The sequence below is a fragment of the Pseudomonas sp. G.S.17 genome, assembly GCF_038096165.1.
GTDB lineage: Bacteria > Pseudomonadota > Gammaproteobacteria > Pseudomonadales > Pseudomonadaceae > Aquipseudomonas.
Map to the genome: position 1 here is coordinate 5,515,150 of NZ_CP151076.1, position 14,047 is coordinate 5,529,196.

General features: G+C 55.4%; 20 protein-coding genes. 1 reads left to right on the forward strand and 19 read right to left on the reverse strand.

The window, feature by feature from the left end:
- Window positions 1–146: 146 nt before the first annotated feature.
- Entirely contained in the window at window positions 147–2,981 is a 2,835-nt protein-coding gene (uvrA, locus tag AABC73_RS25620; protein WP_020290689.1) for an excinuclease ABC subunit UvrA, read from the forward strand.
- 78 nt (window positions 2,982–3,059) lie between these two features.
- Here uvrA and bfr read toward each other — a convergent pair whose 3' ends face one another.
- The 19 genes from bfr to rplN form a co-directional block, all read right to left on the reverse strand.
- On the reverse strand, window positions 3,060–3,524 hold the full coding sequence (gene bfr / locus AABC73_RS25625; protein WP_020290690.1) for a bacterioferritin: 465 nt from the start codon (window positions 3,522–3,524) through the stop codon (window positions 3,060–3,062).
- Between the two features lie 156 nt (window positions 3,525–3,680).
- Window positions 3,681–5,129, reverse strand: a complete 1,449-nt coding sequence (locus AABC73_RS25630) for a catalase (protein WP_341521474.1) — start codon at window positions 5,127–5,129, stop codon at window positions 3,681–3,683.
- 236 nt (window positions 5,130–5,365) lie between these two features.
- On the reverse strand, window positions 5,366–5,752 hold the full coding sequence (gene rplQ / locus AABC73_RS25635; RefSeq protein WP_008145500.1) for a 50S ribosomal protein L17: 387 nt from the start codon (window positions 5,750–5,752) through the stop codon (window positions 5,366–5,368).
- A 42-nt stretch (window positions 5,753–5,794) separates the two neighbouring features.
- The gene (gene rpoA / locus AABC73_RS25640; protein WP_003176403.1) at window positions 5,795–6,796 is read right to left on the reverse strand and encodes a DNA-directed RNA polymerase subunit alpha; all 1,002 of its coding nucleotides are present in this window, start codon (window positions 6,794–6,796) and stop codon (window positions 5,795–5,797) included.
- Window positions 6,797–6,818: 22 nt separating this feature from the next.
- Window positions 6,819–7,439 (reverse strand): 30S ribosomal protein S4, encoded by a 621-nt coding sequence (gene rpsD / locus AABC73_RS25645; RefSeq protein WP_020290692.1) that lies wholly within the window; start codon window positions 7,437–7,439, stop codon window positions 6,819–6,821.
- Between the two features lie 18 nt (window positions 7,440–7,457).
- The gene (gene rpsK, locus AABC73_RS25650; RefSeq protein WP_002555466.1) at window positions 7,458–7,847 is read right to left on the reverse strand and encodes a 30S ribosomal protein S11; all 390 of its coding nucleotides are present in this window, start codon (window positions 7,845–7,847) and stop codon (window positions 7,458–7,460) included.
- A 30-nt stretch (window positions 7,848–7,877) separates the two neighbouring features.
- A complete protein-coding gene (rpsM, locus tag AABC73_RS25655) occupies window positions 7,878–8,234 on the reverse strand; it encodes a 30S ribosomal protein S13 (RefSeq protein ID WP_002555467.1) in 357 nt (118 codons plus the stop codon).
- Window positions 8,235–8,362: 128 nt separating this feature from the next.
- On the reverse strand, window positions 8,363–8,479 hold the full coding sequence (gene rpmJ, locus AABC73_RS25660) for a 50S ribosomal protein L36 (protein WP_002555468.1): 117 nt from the start codon (window positions 8,477–8,479) through the stop codon (window positions 8,363–8,365).
- 28 nt (window positions 8,480–8,507) lie between these two features.
- Window positions 8,508–9,836, reverse strand: a complete 1,329-nt coding sequence (secY, locus tag AABC73_RS25665; RefSeq protein ID WP_020290694.1) for a preprotein translocase subunit SecY — start codon at window positions 9,834–9,836, stop codon at window positions 8,508–8,510.
- On the reverse strand, window positions 9,837–10,271 hold the full coding sequence (rplO, locus tag AABC73_RS25670; RefSeq protein WP_020290695.1) for a 50S ribosomal protein L15: 435 nt from the start codon (window positions 10,269–10,271) through the stop codon (window positions 9,837–9,839).
- Between the two features lie 3 nt (window positions 10,272–10,274).
- A complete protein-coding gene (gene rpmD, locus AABC73_RS25675; protein WP_003186033.1) occupies window positions 10,275–10,451 on the reverse strand; it encodes a 50S ribosomal protein L30 in 177 nt (58 codons plus the stop codon).
- A 2-nt stretch (window positions 10,452–10,453) separates the two neighbouring features.
- Window positions 10,454–10,954, reverse strand: coding sequence for a 30S ribosomal protein S5 (gene rpsE / locus AABC73_RS25680; protein WP_003186035.1), 501 nt, complete (start codon window positions 10,952–10,954; stop codon window positions 10,454–10,456).
- 3 nt (window positions 10,955–10,957) lie between these two features.
- The gene (gene rplR, locus AABC73_RS25685) at window positions 10,958–11,308 is read right to left on the reverse strand and encodes a 50S ribosomal protein L18 (protein WP_341521475.1); all 351 of its coding nucleotides are present in this window, start codon (window positions 11,306–11,308) and stop codon (window positions 10,958–10,960) included.
- A gap of 10 nt (window positions 11,309–11,318) precedes the next feature.
- Window positions 11,319–11,852 (reverse strand): 50S ribosomal protein L6, encoded by a 534-nt coding sequence (gene rplF, locus AABC73_RS25690; protein ID WP_020290697.1) that lies wholly within the window; start codon window positions 11,850–11,852, stop codon window positions 11,319–11,321.
- A 12-nt stretch (window positions 11,853–11,864) separates the two neighbouring features.
- A complete protein-coding gene (gene rpsH / locus AABC73_RS25695) occupies window positions 11,865–12,257 on the reverse strand; it encodes a 30S ribosomal protein S8 (RefSeq protein ID WP_065833640.1) in 393 nt (130 codons plus the stop codon).
- Window positions 12,258–12,471: 214 nt separating this feature from the next.
- On the reverse strand, window positions 12,472–12,777 hold the full coding sequence (rpsN, locus tag AABC73_RS25700) for a 30S ribosomal protein S14 (protein ID WP_020290699.1): 306 nt from the start codon (window positions 12,775–12,777) through the stop codon (window positions 12,472–12,474).
- 13 nt (window positions 12,778–12,790) lie between these two features.
- Window positions 12,791–13,330: a 50S ribosomal protein L5 gene (gene rplE, locus AABC73_RS25705; RefSeq protein ID WP_020290700.1), complete on the reverse strand. Its 540-nt coding sequence runs from the start codon at window positions 13,328–13,330 to the stop codon at window positions 12,791–12,793.
- A gap of 20 nt (window positions 13,331–13,350) precedes the next feature.
- Complete coding sequence (rplX, locus tag AABC73_RS25710; protein ID WP_020290701.1) at window positions 13,351–13,665, reverse strand: 50S ribosomal protein L24; 315 nt, start codon at window positions 13,663–13,665, stop codon at window positions 13,351–13,353.
- A gap of 11 nt (window positions 13,666–13,676) precedes the next feature.
- The gene (gene rplN, locus AABC73_RS25715) at window positions 13,677–14,045 is read right to left on the reverse strand and encodes a 50S ribosomal protein L14 (protein WP_002555479.1); all 369 of its coding nucleotides are present in this window, start codon (window positions 14,043–14,045) and stop codon (window positions 13,677–13,679) included.
- Window positions 14,046–14,047: the final 2 nt, after the last annotated feature.

Here is a 14,047-nt window from a genome sequence, read left to right on the forward strand (position 1 = left end):
ACCAGTCCCATCGATTGACGGGGTATATCGCGACGCTTTGCCGCGCATAGATGACATGGTCTTCATGTTACGCCGCGATAGTGTGCATCCATCCAGTATTTGACCGTATACTCCCATGTTTTCGACGCCCGCCGAGCGAGGCCACTTTGGACAAGATCCTGATTCGTGGGGCCCGAACCCACAACCTGAAAAACATCGACCTCACCCTGCCACGCGACAAGCTGATCGTTATCACCGGGCTTTCCGGCTCTGGCAAATCGTCGCTGGCCTTTGACACGCTGTATGCCGAAGGGCAGCGGCGCTATGTCGAATCCCTTTCCGCATACGCCCGGCAATTCCTCTCGATGATGGAAAAGCCGGACGTCGATACCATCGAAGGCCTGTCGCCGGCGATTTCCATCGAGCAGAAATCCACGTCGCACAACCCGCGCTCCACCGTCGGGACCATCACCGAGATCTACGATTACCTGCGTCTGCTGTATGCGCGGGTCGGTCAGCCTCGTTGCCCGGATCACGACATTCCGCTGGAAGCGCAGACCGTCAGTCAGATGGTTGACCTGGTCATGGCGCAACCCGAAGGCAGCAAGTTGATGCTGCTGGCGCCGGTGATTCGTGAGCGCAAAGGCGAGCATCTTTCGGTTTTCGAAGAACTGCGCGCCCAGGGTTTTGTGCGGGCCAGGGTCAATGGCCGACTGTGCGAACTCGATGAGTTGCCCAAGCTGGACAAGCAGAAAAAGCATTCCATTGATGTGGTCGTCGACCGCTTCAAGGTGCGCCCTGACCTGCAACAACGGCTGGCGGAGTCTTTCGAGACCGCGCTGAAGCTGGCGGACGGTATCGCCTGGGTGGCACCGATGGACGACGAGCCTGGCGAAGAGATGATTTTCTCTGCACGCTTCGCCTGCCCGATCTGCGGCCACGCCATCAGCGAGCTGGAACCCAAGCTGTTCTCGTTCAACAACCCGGCTGGCGCTTGCCCGACCTGTGACGGCCTGGGCGTGAAGCAATTCTTCGACATCAAACGTCTGGTGAATGGCGAACTGACCCTGGCTGAGGGTGCGATACGCGGCTGGGACCGACGTAACGTCTATTACTTCCAGATGCTCGGATCGCTGGCCAAGCACTACGGCTTCAGTCTGGAAGTGCCGTTCAAAGAGCTGCCCGCCGAACAGCAGAAAATCCTGCTCAACGGCAGCGGCTCGCAGAGCGTGGATTTCCGCTACTTGAACGACCGTGGCGACATCGTCAAACGCGCGCATCCGTTCGAAGGCATCGTGCCCAATCTGGAGCGTCGTTACCGGGAAACGGAATCGGCGACAGTTCGTGAAGAACTGGCCAAGTTCCTCGGTACGCAGCCTTGCCCGGATTGCCGCGGTACCCGGCTGCGTCGCGAAGCGCGTCACGTCTGGGTGGGTGAGAAAACCCTGCCGGCAGTGACCAACATGCCGATTGGCGACGCCACCGAGTATTTCGGTGTGCTGAAGCTGACCGGCAGACGCGGGGAAATCGCCGACAAGATCCTCAAGGAAATTCGCGAACGCCTGCAATTTCTGGTCAACGTCGGACTTGATTATCTGACGCTGGATCGCAGTGCCGACACCTTGTCCGGTGGCGAGGCGCAACGGATTCGTCTGGCCAGCCAGATTGGCGCAGGTCTGGTCGGAGTGATGTACATCCTTGATGAGCCGTCCATTGGCCTGCATCAGCGGGACAACGATCGTTTGCTGGGCACGCTCAAGCATTTGCGCGACATCGGCAACACCGTGATCGTGGTCGAGCACGACGAAGATGCCATTCGCCTCGCGGACTACGTGGTCGATATCGGTCCGGGTGCGGGCGTGCATGGCGGCCACATCGTGGCCGAAGGCACTCCAGCCGAAGTGATGGCCCATCCTGACTCACTGACCGGCAAATACCTTTCCGGTCGCGTAAAGATCGCAATCCCGGCCAAACGCACGCCGCGCAACAAGAAGCTGTCGCTGACCCTCAAGGGCGCGCGGGGCAACAACTTGCGCAACGTGGATCTGGAAATCCCCATCGGCCTGCTGACCTGCGTTACCGGGGTTTCCGGCTCGGGCAAGTCCACGCTGATCAACAACACGCTGTTCCCGCTCAGCGCCACCGCGCTCAATGGCGCGACCACGCTGGAAGCGGCGACCCACGACAGCATCAACGGCTTGCAGCATCTCGATAAAGTCGTGGATATCGACCAAAGCCCTATTGGCCGCACCCCGCGCTCCAACCCGGCGACCTATACCGGGCTATTTACGCCAATTCGCGAGTTGTTCGCCGGCGTTCCGGAATCTCGCTCCCGTGGTTACGGGCCTGGGCGGTTCTCGTTCAACGTCAAGGGCGGCCGTTGCGAGGCGTGTCAGGGCGATGGCTTGATCAAGGTCGAAATGCACTTCCTGCCGGACATTTATGTCCCGTGCGACGTGTGCAAGAGCAAGCGCTACAACCGCGAAACCCTTGAGATCAAGTACAAGAGCAAGAACATCCACGAAGTGCTGGAAATGACCATCGAAGAAGCACGTGTGTTCTTCGATGCTGTTCCGGCACTGGCGCGCAAGCTGCAAACGCTGATGGATGTGGGGTTGTCCTACATCAAGCTCGGCCAGTCGGCGACAACGTTGTCCGGCGGTGAAGCCCAGCGGGTCAAACTGTCCCGTGAGCTTTCCAAGCGCGATACCGGCAAGACGCTGTACATCCTCGACGAGCCGACCACCGGCCTGCACTTCGCGGATATTCAGCAACTGCTGGACGTGTTGCATCGTTTGCGCGACCACGGCAACACCGTGGTGGTGATCGAACACAACCTGGATGTGATCAAGACTGCGGACTGGCTGGTCGACCTCGGGCCGGAAGGCGGTTCCAAGGGTGGGCAGATCATTGCCGTGGGCACGCCTGAGCAGGTCTCCGAAATGGAGCAATCCTACACCGGGCATTACCTCAAGCCTTTGCTGCTCCGGGATAAAGCCTGACGGCTTAACAGCAAGGCAATAAAAAGCCCCTGTCACGTTATGTGCAGGGGCTTTTTCATGCGTGACGAACAGTGCGGGTCAGAACTGCGATTGCAGATAATTTTCCAGACCGATGCGCTTGATCAGACCCAGTTGCTGTTCGAGCCAATAGGTATGGTCTTCTTCGGTGTCTGCCAACTGGATACGCAGGATATCGCGGCTAACGTAATCCTTGTGCAGCTCACAGAGCTCGATGCCCTTGCACAGCGCGGCACGCACCTTGTATTCAAGGCGAAGATCGCTGGCGAGCATCTCAGGGACCGTGGTGCCGATATCCAGGTCATCCGCACGCATGCGCGGCGTGCCTTCGAGCATCAGGATGCGGCGCATCAATGCGTCGGCGTGTTGGGTCTCTTCTTCCATCTCGTGATTGATACGTTCGTAGAGCTTGCTGAAGCCCCAGTCTTCGTACATCCGCGAATGGATGAAATATTGGTCACGCGCTGCCAGTTCGCCGACCAGCAACGTCTTGAGATAATCGATTACATCCGGGTGACCTTGCATCGCCCTAAATCTCCCTGCTTTAAAGTGTGGAGTTTGAACCAACTGCGCGCCGAGGTCACTTGCCAAACAGCAAATAAGTGGTCAAAAGCAGCGAAAGTCGGACAACCGGATGCGAAAAACCGCCCAAATGAGGGCGGTTCTGTTTATCACTTCGAGTTAGCCCAGCTGAACACCCAATGCGTCAGCAACACCTTGGCCATAAGCTGCATCGGCTTTGAAGAAATGCTGCAGTTGACGCTGCACCACATCATTCGAAACCCCAGCCATGGCGCCGGCAATATTACTGATCAGCAACGCTTTCTGGTCAGCGTTCATCAGGTTGAACAACTTGCCTGCCTGACTGTAGTAATCGCCATCTTCGCGATGATCGTAACGATCAGCCGCGCCACTCAATGCCAGCGCAGGTTCAGCGTAACGGGAATCCTGCTTCGGCGCGTCGGCGTAGCTGTTCGGCTCGTAGTTCGGCGCCGAACCGCCATTGCTACCGAATGCCATGGAACCGTCACGCTGATAGCTGTGAACCGGGTTACGTGGTGCATTGATCGGCAGTTGCTGGTGATTGGTCCCTACGCGATAGCGATGGGCATCGGCATAAGCGAACACACGACCTTGCAGCATGCGATCCGGCGAAAGACCTACGCCCGGCACCATGTTGCTCGGGCCAAATGCGGCCTGCTCGACTTCAGCAAAGTAATTCTGCGGATTGCGATTGAGCTCAAGCTCGCCCACTTCGATCAACGGATATTCTTTCTGCGACCAGGTTTTGGTCACATCGAACGGATTTTCGTGATGCGCCGCAGCCTGGGCTTCGGTCATCAGCTGGATGCAAACGGTCCACTTGGGGAAGTCACCTTTCTCGATGGCGCCAAACAGGTCGCGTTGAGCGTAATCGGGATCGGTACCGGCAATGCGCGCGGCATCGGCCGGAGCCAGGTTCTTGATGCCTTGCTGGGTCTTATAGTGCCATTTGACCCAGTGACGCTCACCCGACGCGCTGATCAGGCTGTAGGTGTGGCTACCGAAGCCGTGCATGTGGCGATAGCCGTCCGGAATGCCGCGATCAGAAAACAGAATCGTGACCTGGTGCAGCGCCTCAGGTGAATGCGACCAGAAGTCCCACATCATCTGCCCGCTTTTCAGGTTGCTCTGCGGCAGGCGCTTTTGAGTGTGGATGAAGTCAGGAAACTTCAGCGGATCGCGAATGAAGAACACAGGCGTGTTGTTGCCAACAATGTCCCAGTTGCCTTCTTCGGTATAGAACTTCAGGGCGAAACCACGTGGGTCACGCTCGGTATCGGCCGAACCACGCTCGCCACCCACGGTGGAGAAGCGCAGGAATATCGGGGTTTGCTTGCCAACGGTGTCGAACAGTTTCGCACTGGTGTACTGCGAGATATCGCGGCTGACCGTGAAGGTACCGTGAGCGCCCGAACCTTTGGCGTGAACGCGGCGTTCTGGAATGTTTTCGCGGTTGAAGTGGGCAAGCTTCTCAAGCAGATGGAAATCGTCGAGGAGCAGCGGGCCACGGGGGCCGGCAGAGCGGGAATTCTGGTTATCGGCGACAGGTGCGCCGCTGGCGGTTGTAAGCGTTTTATTCTGGCTCATGCAATCTACTTCCTCTGTCAGTCTTTGAACTGCCGGCTAATTGGCTGGAAGGGAGTATTGATCATCAACGTTACACCTACAAATTCATTAATTTGTAGGTGTCGATAGATAATTACTAACTCACTTCCGTCCGCATGATGCAGAGAGCCAGAAAGGGAAACTTGTACGAACCGTGCTTTTCTTGCAGGCACAAAAAACCGGGCCCAAGGCCCGGTTCTTTGTTTCAGACTGACGTCTTACTCAGCGGATACAGCTTCACCGCCGGCTGGACGATCAACCAGTTCGACGTACGCCATAGGCGCGTTGTCGCCAGTGCGGAAACCGCACTTGAGGATGCGCAGGTAGCCACCCTCACGGGTTGCATAACGCTTGCCCAGATCGTTGAACAGCTTACCAACGATTGCTTTCGAACGAGTACGGTCGAAAGCCAGACGGCGGTTAGCCAGACTGTCTGTCTTGGCCAAAGTGATCAGCGGCTCAGCAACGCGGCGCAGTTCTTTGGCTTTCGGCAATGTAGTTTTGATCAGCTCGTGCTCGAACAGCGACACCGCCATGTTTTGAAACATGGCCTTACGGTGGGAGCTAGTCCGGCTCAGGTGACGACCACTTTTACGATGACGCATGGTTCATTCCTTACCAAACACAACGTTCGGTGATTACGACGATCAGGCAGTCGCCTTGTCGTCCTTCTTAAGACTTGCCGGCGGCCAGTTGTCGAGGCGCATGCCGAGGGACAGACCACGGGAGGCCAGGACGTCCTTGATCTCAGTCAAGGATTTCTTGCCAAGGTTCGGAGTCTTCAACAGTTCTACTTCGGTGCGCTGAATCAGGTCGCCGATGTAGTAAATGTTCTCCGCCTTGAGGCAGTTGGCCGAACGTACAGTCAGTTCCAAATCGTCAACCGGACGGAGCAGGATCGGATCGATCTCGTCTTCCTGTTCGATTACCACTGGTTCGCTGTCACCTTTGAGGTCGACGAACGCAGCCAACTGCTGTTGCAGAATGGTTGCAGCGCGGCGAATAGCCTCTTCAGGATCCAGAGTACCGTTGGTTTCCAGATCAATAACCAGCTTGTCCAGGTTAGTACGCTGCTCGACACGGGCGTTTTCCACCACGTATGCGATACGGCGAACCGGGCTGAACGAAGAATCGAGCTGCAAGCGACCAATGCTGCGGCTTTCGTCTTCATCGCTCTGACGCGAGTCTGCCGGTTCATAACCACGACCACGAGCTACGGTGAGCTTCATGTTCAGGGCGCCGTTAGACGCCAGGTTAGCGATTACGTGATCGGGATTAACGATCTCGACATCATGATCCAGCTGAATATCGGCAGCGGTAACCACCCCCGAACCCTTCTTCGACAAGGTCAGCGTAACTTCGTCTCGACCGTGCAGCTTGATAGCCAGACCTTTAAGGTTCAACAGGATTTCAATGACATCTTCCTGTACACCTTCGATGGCGCTGTACTCATGGAGTACACCGTCAATCTCGGCCTCGACTACTGCACAGCCGGGCATGGAGGACAACAGGATGCGGCGCAGCGCGTTGCCCAGGGTATGGCCAAAACCACGCTCGAGAGGCTCGAGAGTGATTTTAGCGCGGGTTGGACTGACAACCTGCACATCAATATGGCGGGGTGTCAGGAACTCATTTACCGAAATCTGCATGGATGCACCTATTTTCTAGCCCTTACTTGGAGTAGAGCTCGACAATCAGGCTTTCGTTGATGTCGGCGGACAGATCACTGCGAGCAGGAACGTTTTTGAAGACGCCCGACTTCTTCTCAATGTCTACTTCTACCCATTCTACGCGGCCACGTTGGGCACACAGATCGAGAGCTTGGACAATGCGCAGTTGGTTCTTAGCCTTCTCGCGGATAGCAACCACGTCACCAGCACGAACCTGGTACGAAGGAACGTTAACGGTTTTGCCGTTGACGCTGACCGACTTGTGCGAAACCAATTGACGGGATTCAGCACGTGTCGAGCCGAAGCCCATGCGGTATACGACGTTATCCAGGCGGCATTCGAGCAGTTGCAGCAGGTTCTCACCAGTAGCGCCTTTCTTGCCGGCAGCTTCTTTGTAGTAACCGCTGAACTGACGTTCGAGAACGCCATAGATGCGACGTACTTTTTGTTTCTCACGCAGCTGAGTACCGTAATCGGACTGGCGACCGCGGCGTTGGCCGTGGATACCTGGAGCTGCTTCGATGTTGCACTTGGATTCGATAGCGCGAACGCCGCTCTTCAAAAAGAGATCGGTGCCTTCACGACGAGCAAGTTTGCATTTTGGACCAATGTAACGAGCCATTTCTTACAGTCTCCTGGATTACACGCGGCGCTTCTTCGGCGGACGGCACCCGTTGTGCGGGATTGGCGTCACGTCGGTGATGCTGGCGATCTTATAGCCACAGCCGTTCAAAGCACGGACAGCAGACTCACGACCTGGACCTGGACCCTTGACGTTAACGTCGAGGTTCTTCAGACCATATTCCAGCGCAGCTTGACCAGCACGTTCAGCAGCTACTTGAGCAGCGAACGGGGTGGACTTACGTGAACCGCGGAAACCCGAACCGCCGGAGGTAGCCCAAGAAAGCGCGTTACCTTGACGATCGGTGATGGTGACGATTGTGTTGTTAAACGACGCGTGGATGTGGGCGATGCCATCAACCACCGTCTTTTTAACTTTTTTACGAGGACGAGCAGCAGGTTTTGCCATGACTAAATTCCTGTCGTTGCGCTGGTGCGATTACTTGCGGATCGGCTTACGCGGACCTTTGCGAGTACGCGCGTTGGTCTTGGTACGCTGACCGCGCACTGGAAGACCACGACGATGGCGCAGACCGCGATAGCAGCCCAAATCCATCAAGCGCTTGATTTTCATGTTGATTTCGCGACGCAGATCACCTTCAGTGGTGAACTTCGCCACTTCGCCACGCAGCTGTTCAATCTGCTCGTCGCTCAGATCTTTGATTTTCACCGCTGGGTTAACCCCAGTGGTTGCACAAATTTTCTGTGCAGTGGTGCGACCAACACCATAGATGTAGGTCAACGAGATAACAGTATGCTTGTTATCTGGAATGTTAACGCCTGCAATACGGGCCATTCAGTGGGACTCCAATTGACAGCTACCTACGCCCCGGAAGCCAAGAAATAGGGCGCGAGATAATATCGCTGTAATAACAAATAATCAACCCAGCAGCGCACTAGCTGCTGGGCTTAAGCAGATCACACTCAGCCTTGGCGCTGTTTGTGACGTGGTTCCGCGCTGCAAATTACTCGAACAACACCTTCGCGGCGAATAATCTTGCAGTTACGGCACAGCTTTTTCACCGATGCACGAACTTTCATCACCAACTCCTCGAACCTTATGGGTGCTTCAGCGCAGCATGCCGCTGCCGTAGCCCTTCAGGTTGGCTTTCTTCATCAGGGATTCATACTGGTGCGAAACGAGGTGCGATTGTACTTGCGACATGAAGTCCATCACAACCACTACCACGATCAGCAACGAGGTCCCGCCAAGGTAGAACGGTACGTTTGCTGCGACCACCAAAAACTGTGGAAGCAGGCACACGGCCGTCATATATAGAGCACCGAACATGGTCAAGCGGGTCAGAACGCCATCAATATAGCGCGCCGACTGCTCGCCTGGACGGATACCCGGAATAAAGGCACCGGACTTCTTCAGGTTTTCCGCTACGTCTTTCGGATTGAACATCAACGCCGTATAGAAGAAGCAGAAGAAAATAATCCCTGCACTAAACAGCAGAATATTCAACGGTTGACCAGGAGCGATCGACTGCGAGATGTCCTGCAACCAGCCCATACCTTCAGACTGACCAAACCAGGAACCCAACGAAGCCGGAAACAGCAAAATGCTGCTCGCGAAGATAGCCGGAATAACGCCAGCCATGTTCACTTTCAGCGGCAAGTGGCTCGTCTGCGCAGCGAAGACCTTGCGGCCCTGCTGACGCTTGGCGTAGTGAACAGCAATACGACGCTGACCACGCTCAATGAACACCACGAAACCGATGATCGCTACTGCCAGCAACCCGATCGCAACCAGAGCGAAAATGTTGATATCACCCTGACGAGCAGACTCGAAAGACTGCCCGATAGCTCTCGGAAGACCGGCGACGATACCTGCGAAAATCAACATCGAGATACCGTTACCAACACCGCGCTCGGTAATCTGCTCGCCCAGCCACATCATGAACATCGCCCCCGCCACAAAGGTGGTGACGGCCACGAAGTGGAAGCCGATATCTGCAGAGAACGCAACGCCCTGACTGGCCAGGCCAACGGACATGCCGATAGCTTGAACTAGCGCCAGGACGACGGTGCCATAGCGGGTGTATTGACTGATCTTACGACGACCAGCCTCACCTTCCTTCTTCAACTGCTCCAGTTGCGGACTGACGGCGGTCATCAACTGCATGATGATCGATGCCGAAATGTACGGCATGATCCCCAGTGCAAAGATGCTCATCCGTTCCAGTGCGCCACCGGAAAACATGTTGAACAAGCTAAGAATGGTCCCCTCATTCTGTCGAAACAGGTCTGCGAGTCGGTCAGGATTGATACCTGGTACCGGGATGTGTGCGCCTATTCGGTAGACGATAATCGCCAGGAACAGAAAACGCAGACGAGCCCAGAGTTCAGACATACCGCCTTTGCCGAGCGCTGAGAGAGCACCTTGCTTAGCCATTTATTCCTCGAACTTGCCGCCAGCTGCTTCGATAGCCGCACGCGCACCTTTGGTGGCTGCGATACCTTTGATGGTGACAGCGCGAGTAACCTCACCGGACAACATGATTTTCACACGTTGTACGTTTTGGTTGATCACGTTGGCATCCTTCAGGGACTGCACAGTTACGACGTCGCCTTCCACTTTAGCCAGCTCGGACAAACGCACTTCTGCGCGGTCCATGGCCTTCAGGGAAACGAAGCCGAATTTTGGCAGACGACGATGCAACGGCTGTTGGCCGCCTTCAAAGCCCGGAGCGATTGTGCCACCGGAGCGGGAGGATTGACCTTTGTGGCCACGGCCACCGGTCTTACCCAAACCACTACCGATACCACGGCCCGGACGATGCTTTTCGCGACGGGAACCCGGCGCTGGACTCAGATCATTGAGTTTCATCGATTAACCCTCGACTCGCAGCATGTAGTAAGCCTTGTTGATCATCCCGCGATTCTCGGGAGTATCCAGCACTTCTACAGTGTGACCGATGCGACGCAGACCCAGACCTTTAACACACAATTTGTGGTTAGGAATGCGACCGGTCATGCTTTTGATCAGCGTTACTTTAACGGTAGCCATGATCAGAAGATCTCCTTGACACTTTTGCCGCGCTTGGCAGCAATAGACTCAGGAGATTGCATAGCCTTCAAACCCTTGAATGTGGCGTGAACCACGTTTACAGGGTTAGTCGAGCCATAGCACTTAGCCAATACGTTCTGAACACCAGCAACTTCCAGCACTGCGCGCATAGCGCCGCCAGCGATGATACCGGTACCTTCAGAAGCAGGCTGCATGTACACCTTCGAAGCGCCATGGGCAGACTTCATTGCGTACTGCAGGGTAGTGCCGTTCAGATCAACCTGGATCATGTTGCGGCGAGCAGCTTCCATCGCCTTCTGGATCGCAGCAGGCACTTCACGTGACTTGCCACGGCCAAAGCCAACACGCCCTTTACCATCACCAACCACGGTCAACGCGGTGAAAGTGAAGATACGGCCGCCTTTTACAGTCTTGGCAACGCGGTTAACTTGAACCAGCTTCTCGATGTAGCCTTCGTCGCGTTTTTGGTCGTTATTTGACATAACTTAGAACTCCAGCCCGCCTTCACGAGCAGCATCAGCCAGCGCCTTGACGCGGCCGTGGTACTTGAAGCCAGAACGGTCAAAAGCCACTTGCGATACACCGGCGGCTTTCGCACGCTCAGCGACCAGCTGGCCAACCTTAGTGGCCGCGTCGATGTTGCCAGTGGCACCATCACGCAGTTCTTTGTCCAAAGTCGAGGCGCTTGCCAGGACTTTGTTGCCGTCGGCCGAGATGACCTGGGCATAAATGTGCTGCGAAGAGCGGTACACGCAGAGACGCACGACTTCTAGCTCGTGCATTTTCAGGCGTGCTTTCCGAGCGCGACGCAGTCGGGTAACTTTCTTGTCGGTCATTTGCTATGCCCTACTTCTTCTTGGCTTCTTTACGGCGGACGACTTCGTCTGCGTAACGCACACCTTTGCCTTTGTACGGCTCAGGACGGCGGAAGTCGCGGATCTCAGCGGCCACTTGACCAACCAACTGCTTATCGATACCTCGAATGAAGATATCGGTCTGGTTGGGAGTCTCAGCGGTGATGCCTTCCGGCAGTTCGTAATCCACTGGGTGCGAGAAGCCAAGAGCCAGGTTCAGCACTGTGCCTTTTGCTTGCGCTTTATAACCAACACCGACCAGCTGGAGCTTGCGCTCGAAGCCTTGGCTTACGCCCTGGACCATGTTGTTAACCAGTGCACGAGTGGTGCCGGCCATTGCGCGAGTTTGTTGATCGCCATTGCGAGCAGCGAAACGCAGCTCACCAGCTTCTTCAACAATTTCAACAGACGAATGGATATTCAGATCTAGAGTGCCCTTGGCACCCTTCACCGAAAGCTGCTGGCCGACGAGTTTAACTTCGACGCCTGCTGGCAACTTAACGGGGTTCTTAGCTACGCGTGACATGCTTATCCCCCCTTAGAACACTGTGCAAAGCACTTCGCCGCCGACACCGGCAGCGCGCGCAGCACGATCCGTCATCACACCTTTGTTGGTGGAGACGATAGACACACCGAGACCGCCACGAACTTTTGGCAGATCATCGACGGACTTGTACTGACGCAAGCCTGGACGGCTGACGCGCTTCACTTCTTCGATGACTGGACGGCCTTCGAAGTACTTCAGCTCGATGGACAACAGCGGTTTGATTTCGCTGCTGATCTGATAACCCGCAATGTAACCTTCGTCCTTCAGGACTTTGGCTACAGCTACCTTCAACGTGGAAGATGGCATGCTTACGACGGGCTTTTCAGCCATCTGGGCATTACGGATACGAGTTAGCATGTCCGCTAACGGGTCCTGCATACTCATGGGCTAGACGCTCCTAATACAAAATAATTAGCCTTGCGGCTACAGCTTATCGCCGAGAAACTCCGGGCAAATGAAAAACACGGGCTCAGGCGAGCCGGCAATTCTAGACGCACCCCAGAAATGAAGCAAGCCCCAATAGGGGCTTGATTCAAATTCAGGCTTCATTCCGACCAAACGCGCAGGCGCCCGGCCGGAACTCGGCGAGAAAGACGACTTACCAGCTGGCTTTAACCAGACCTGGAACGTCACCACGCATTGCAGCTTCACGCAGCTTGTTACGGCCAAGGCCGAACTTGCGGTAAACGCCGTGCGGACGACCAGTGATGCGGCAGCGGTTACGCATGCGCGAAGCGCTTGCGTCACGTGGCTGCTTCTGCAGAGCTACTGTAGCTTCCCAGCGCGCTTCTGGACTTGCGTTCAGATCAACGATGACAGCTTTCAGCTCGGCACGCTTCTTGGCGTACTTGGCAACGGTGAGCTGACGCTTCAGCTCACGATTCTTCATGCTCTTCTTGGCCATTTTCCTACTCCAATCAGTTGCGGAACGGGAATTTGAAAGCACGCAGCAATGCGCGACCTTCATCATCCGTCCGAGCAGTGGTGGTCAGAGTAATGTCCAGACCGCGCAGAGCATCGATCTTGTCGTAATCGATTTCCGGGAAAATGATCTGCTCTTTAACGCCCATGCTGTAGTTACCACGACCATCGAAGGACTTGGCATTCAGGCCGCGGAAGTCGCGAACCCGAGGCAGGGAGATCGACAGCAGACGATCCAGGAATTCATACATACGATCGCGACGCAGAGTAACTTTAACGCCAATCGGCCATCCTTCGCGGACTTTGAAGCCAGCGATGGATTTACGGGCGTAAGTCACAACGACTTTCTGACCGGTAATTTTTTCCAAGTCAGCTACAGCGTGCTCGATGACTTTTTTGTCGCCGATCGCTTCGCCCAGACCCATGTTCAGGGTGATCTTGGTAACGCGCGGAACTTCCATCACGTTCGAAAGCTTAAGTTCTTCCTTAAGTTTCGGAGCGATTTCCTTCCGGTAAATCTCTTTTAGTCGTGCCATGGTCTTCTACCTAGCAGTGTTCAAGCATCAACCGCTTTTTGGGTCGACTTGAAGACACGAATTTTCTTGCCGTCTTCAACTTTGAAACCAACGCGGTCAGCCTTGTTGGTTGCGCCGTTGAAAATGGCGACGTTAGAAGCGTGCATTGGCGCTTCTTTCTCGACGATACCGCCTTGTACGCCCGACATCGGGTTCGGCTTGGTATGACGCTTCACCAGGTTGATCCCACCAATGACCAGACGGTCATCAGCAAGAACCTTGAGCACCTTACCGCGCTTACCTTTGTCTTTGCCGGCGATCACGATGATCTCGTCGTCACGACGAATCTTTTGCATGTCGGATCTCCTTACAGCACTTCTGGGGCGAGCGAGACGATCTTCATGAACTTCTCAGTACGAAGTTCACGGGTCACTGGCCCAAAGATACGGGTGCCAATCGGCTCTTGCTTGTTGTTCAGAAGAACAGCAGCGTTGCCGTCAAAGCGGATGATGGAGCCGTCAGCACGACGAACACCGTGGCGAGTGCGGACTACAACAGCAGTCATCACTTGGCCTTTTTTCACCTTACCGCGCGGAATTGCTTCCTTTACGGTTACTTTGATGATGTCACCGATACCAGCGTAACGACGATGGGAGCCACCCAGCACCTTGATGCACATAACGCGGCGTGCGCCGCTGTTATCGGCCACATCGAGCATGGATTGAGTCTGAATCATAT

What these genes read in the sequence shown, in the direction of transcription:
- bfr (WP_020290690.1), bottom strand. Translation starts at nt 3,524, where the DNA reads ATGCAAGGTCACCCGGATGTAATCGATTATCTCAAGACGTTGCTGGTC.
- AABC73_RS25630 (WP_341521474.1), bottom strand. Translation starts at nt 5,129, where the DNA reads ATGAGCCAGAATAAAACGCTTACAACCGCCAGCGGCGCACCTGTCGCC.
- rplQ (WP_008145500.1), bottom strand. Translation starts at nt 5,752, where the DNA reads ATGCGTCATCGTAAAAGTGGTCGTCACCTGAGCCGGACTAGCTCCCAC.
- rpoA (WP_003176403.1), bottom strand. Translation starts at nt 6,796, where the DNA reads ATGCAGATTTCGGTAAATGAGTTCCTGACACCCCGCCATATTGATGTG.
- rpsD (WP_020290692.1), bottom strand. Translation starts at nt 7,439, where the DNA reads ATGGCTCGTTACATTGGTCCAAAATGCAAACTTGCTCGTCGTGAAGGC.
- rpsK (WP_002555466.1), bottom strand. Translation starts at nt 7,847, where the DNA reads ATGGCAAAACCTGCTGCTCGTCCTCGTAAAAAAGTTAAAAAGACGGTG.
- rpsM (WP_002555467.1), bottom strand. Translation starts at nt 8,234, where the DNA reads ATGGCCCGTATTGCAGGCGTTAACATTCCAGATAACAAGCATACTGTT.
- rpmJ (WP_002555468.1), bottom strand. Translation starts at nt 8,479, where the DNA reads ATGAAAGTTCGTGCATCGGTGAAAAAGCTGTGCCGTAACTGCAAGATT.
- secY (WP_020290694.1), bottom strand. Translation starts at nt 9,836, where the DNA reads ATGGCTAAGCAAGGTGCTCTCTCAGCGCTCGGCAAAGGCGGTATGTCT.
- rplO (WP_020290695.1), bottom strand. Translation starts at nt 10,271, where the DNA reads ATGAAACTCAATGATCTGAGTCCAGCGCCGGGTTCCCGTCGCGAAAAG.
- rpmD (WP_003186033.1), bottom strand. Translation starts at nt 10,451, where the DNA reads ATGGCTACCGTTAAAGTAACGCTGATCAAAAGCATGACCGGTCGCATT.
- rpsE (WP_003186035.1), bottom strand. Translation starts at nt 10,954, where the DNA reads ATGTCAAATAACGACCAAAAACGCGACGAAGGCTACATCGAGAAGCTG.
- rplR (WP_341521475.1), bottom strand. Translation starts at nt 11,308, where the DNA reads ATGACCGACAAGAAAGTTACCCGACTGCGTCGCGCTCGGAAAGCACGC.
- rplF (WP_020290697.1), bottom strand. Translation starts at nt 11,852, where the DNA reads ATGTCACGCGTAGCTAAGAACCCCGTTAAGTTGCCAGCAGGCGTCGAA.
- rpsH (WP_065833640.1), bottom strand. Translation starts at nt 12,257, where the DNA reads ATGAGTATGCAGGACCCGTTAGCGGACATGCTAACTCGTATCCGTAAT.
- rpsN (WP_020290699.1), bottom strand. Translation starts at nt 12,777, where the DNA reads ATGGCCAAGAAGAGCATGAAGAATCGTGAGCTGAAGCGTCAGCTCACC.
- rplE (WP_020290700.1), bottom strand. Translation starts at nt 13,330, where the DNA reads ATGGCACGACTAAAAGAGATTTACCGGAAGGAAATCGCTCCGAAACTT.
- rplX (WP_020290701.1), bottom strand. Translation starts at nt 13,665, where the DNA reads ATGCAAAAGATTCGTCGTGACGACGAGATCATCGTGATCGCCGGCAAA.
- rplN (WP_002555479.1), bottom strand. Translation starts at nt 14,045, where the DNA reads ATGATTCAGACTCAATCCATGCTCGATGTGGCCGATAACAGCGGCGCA.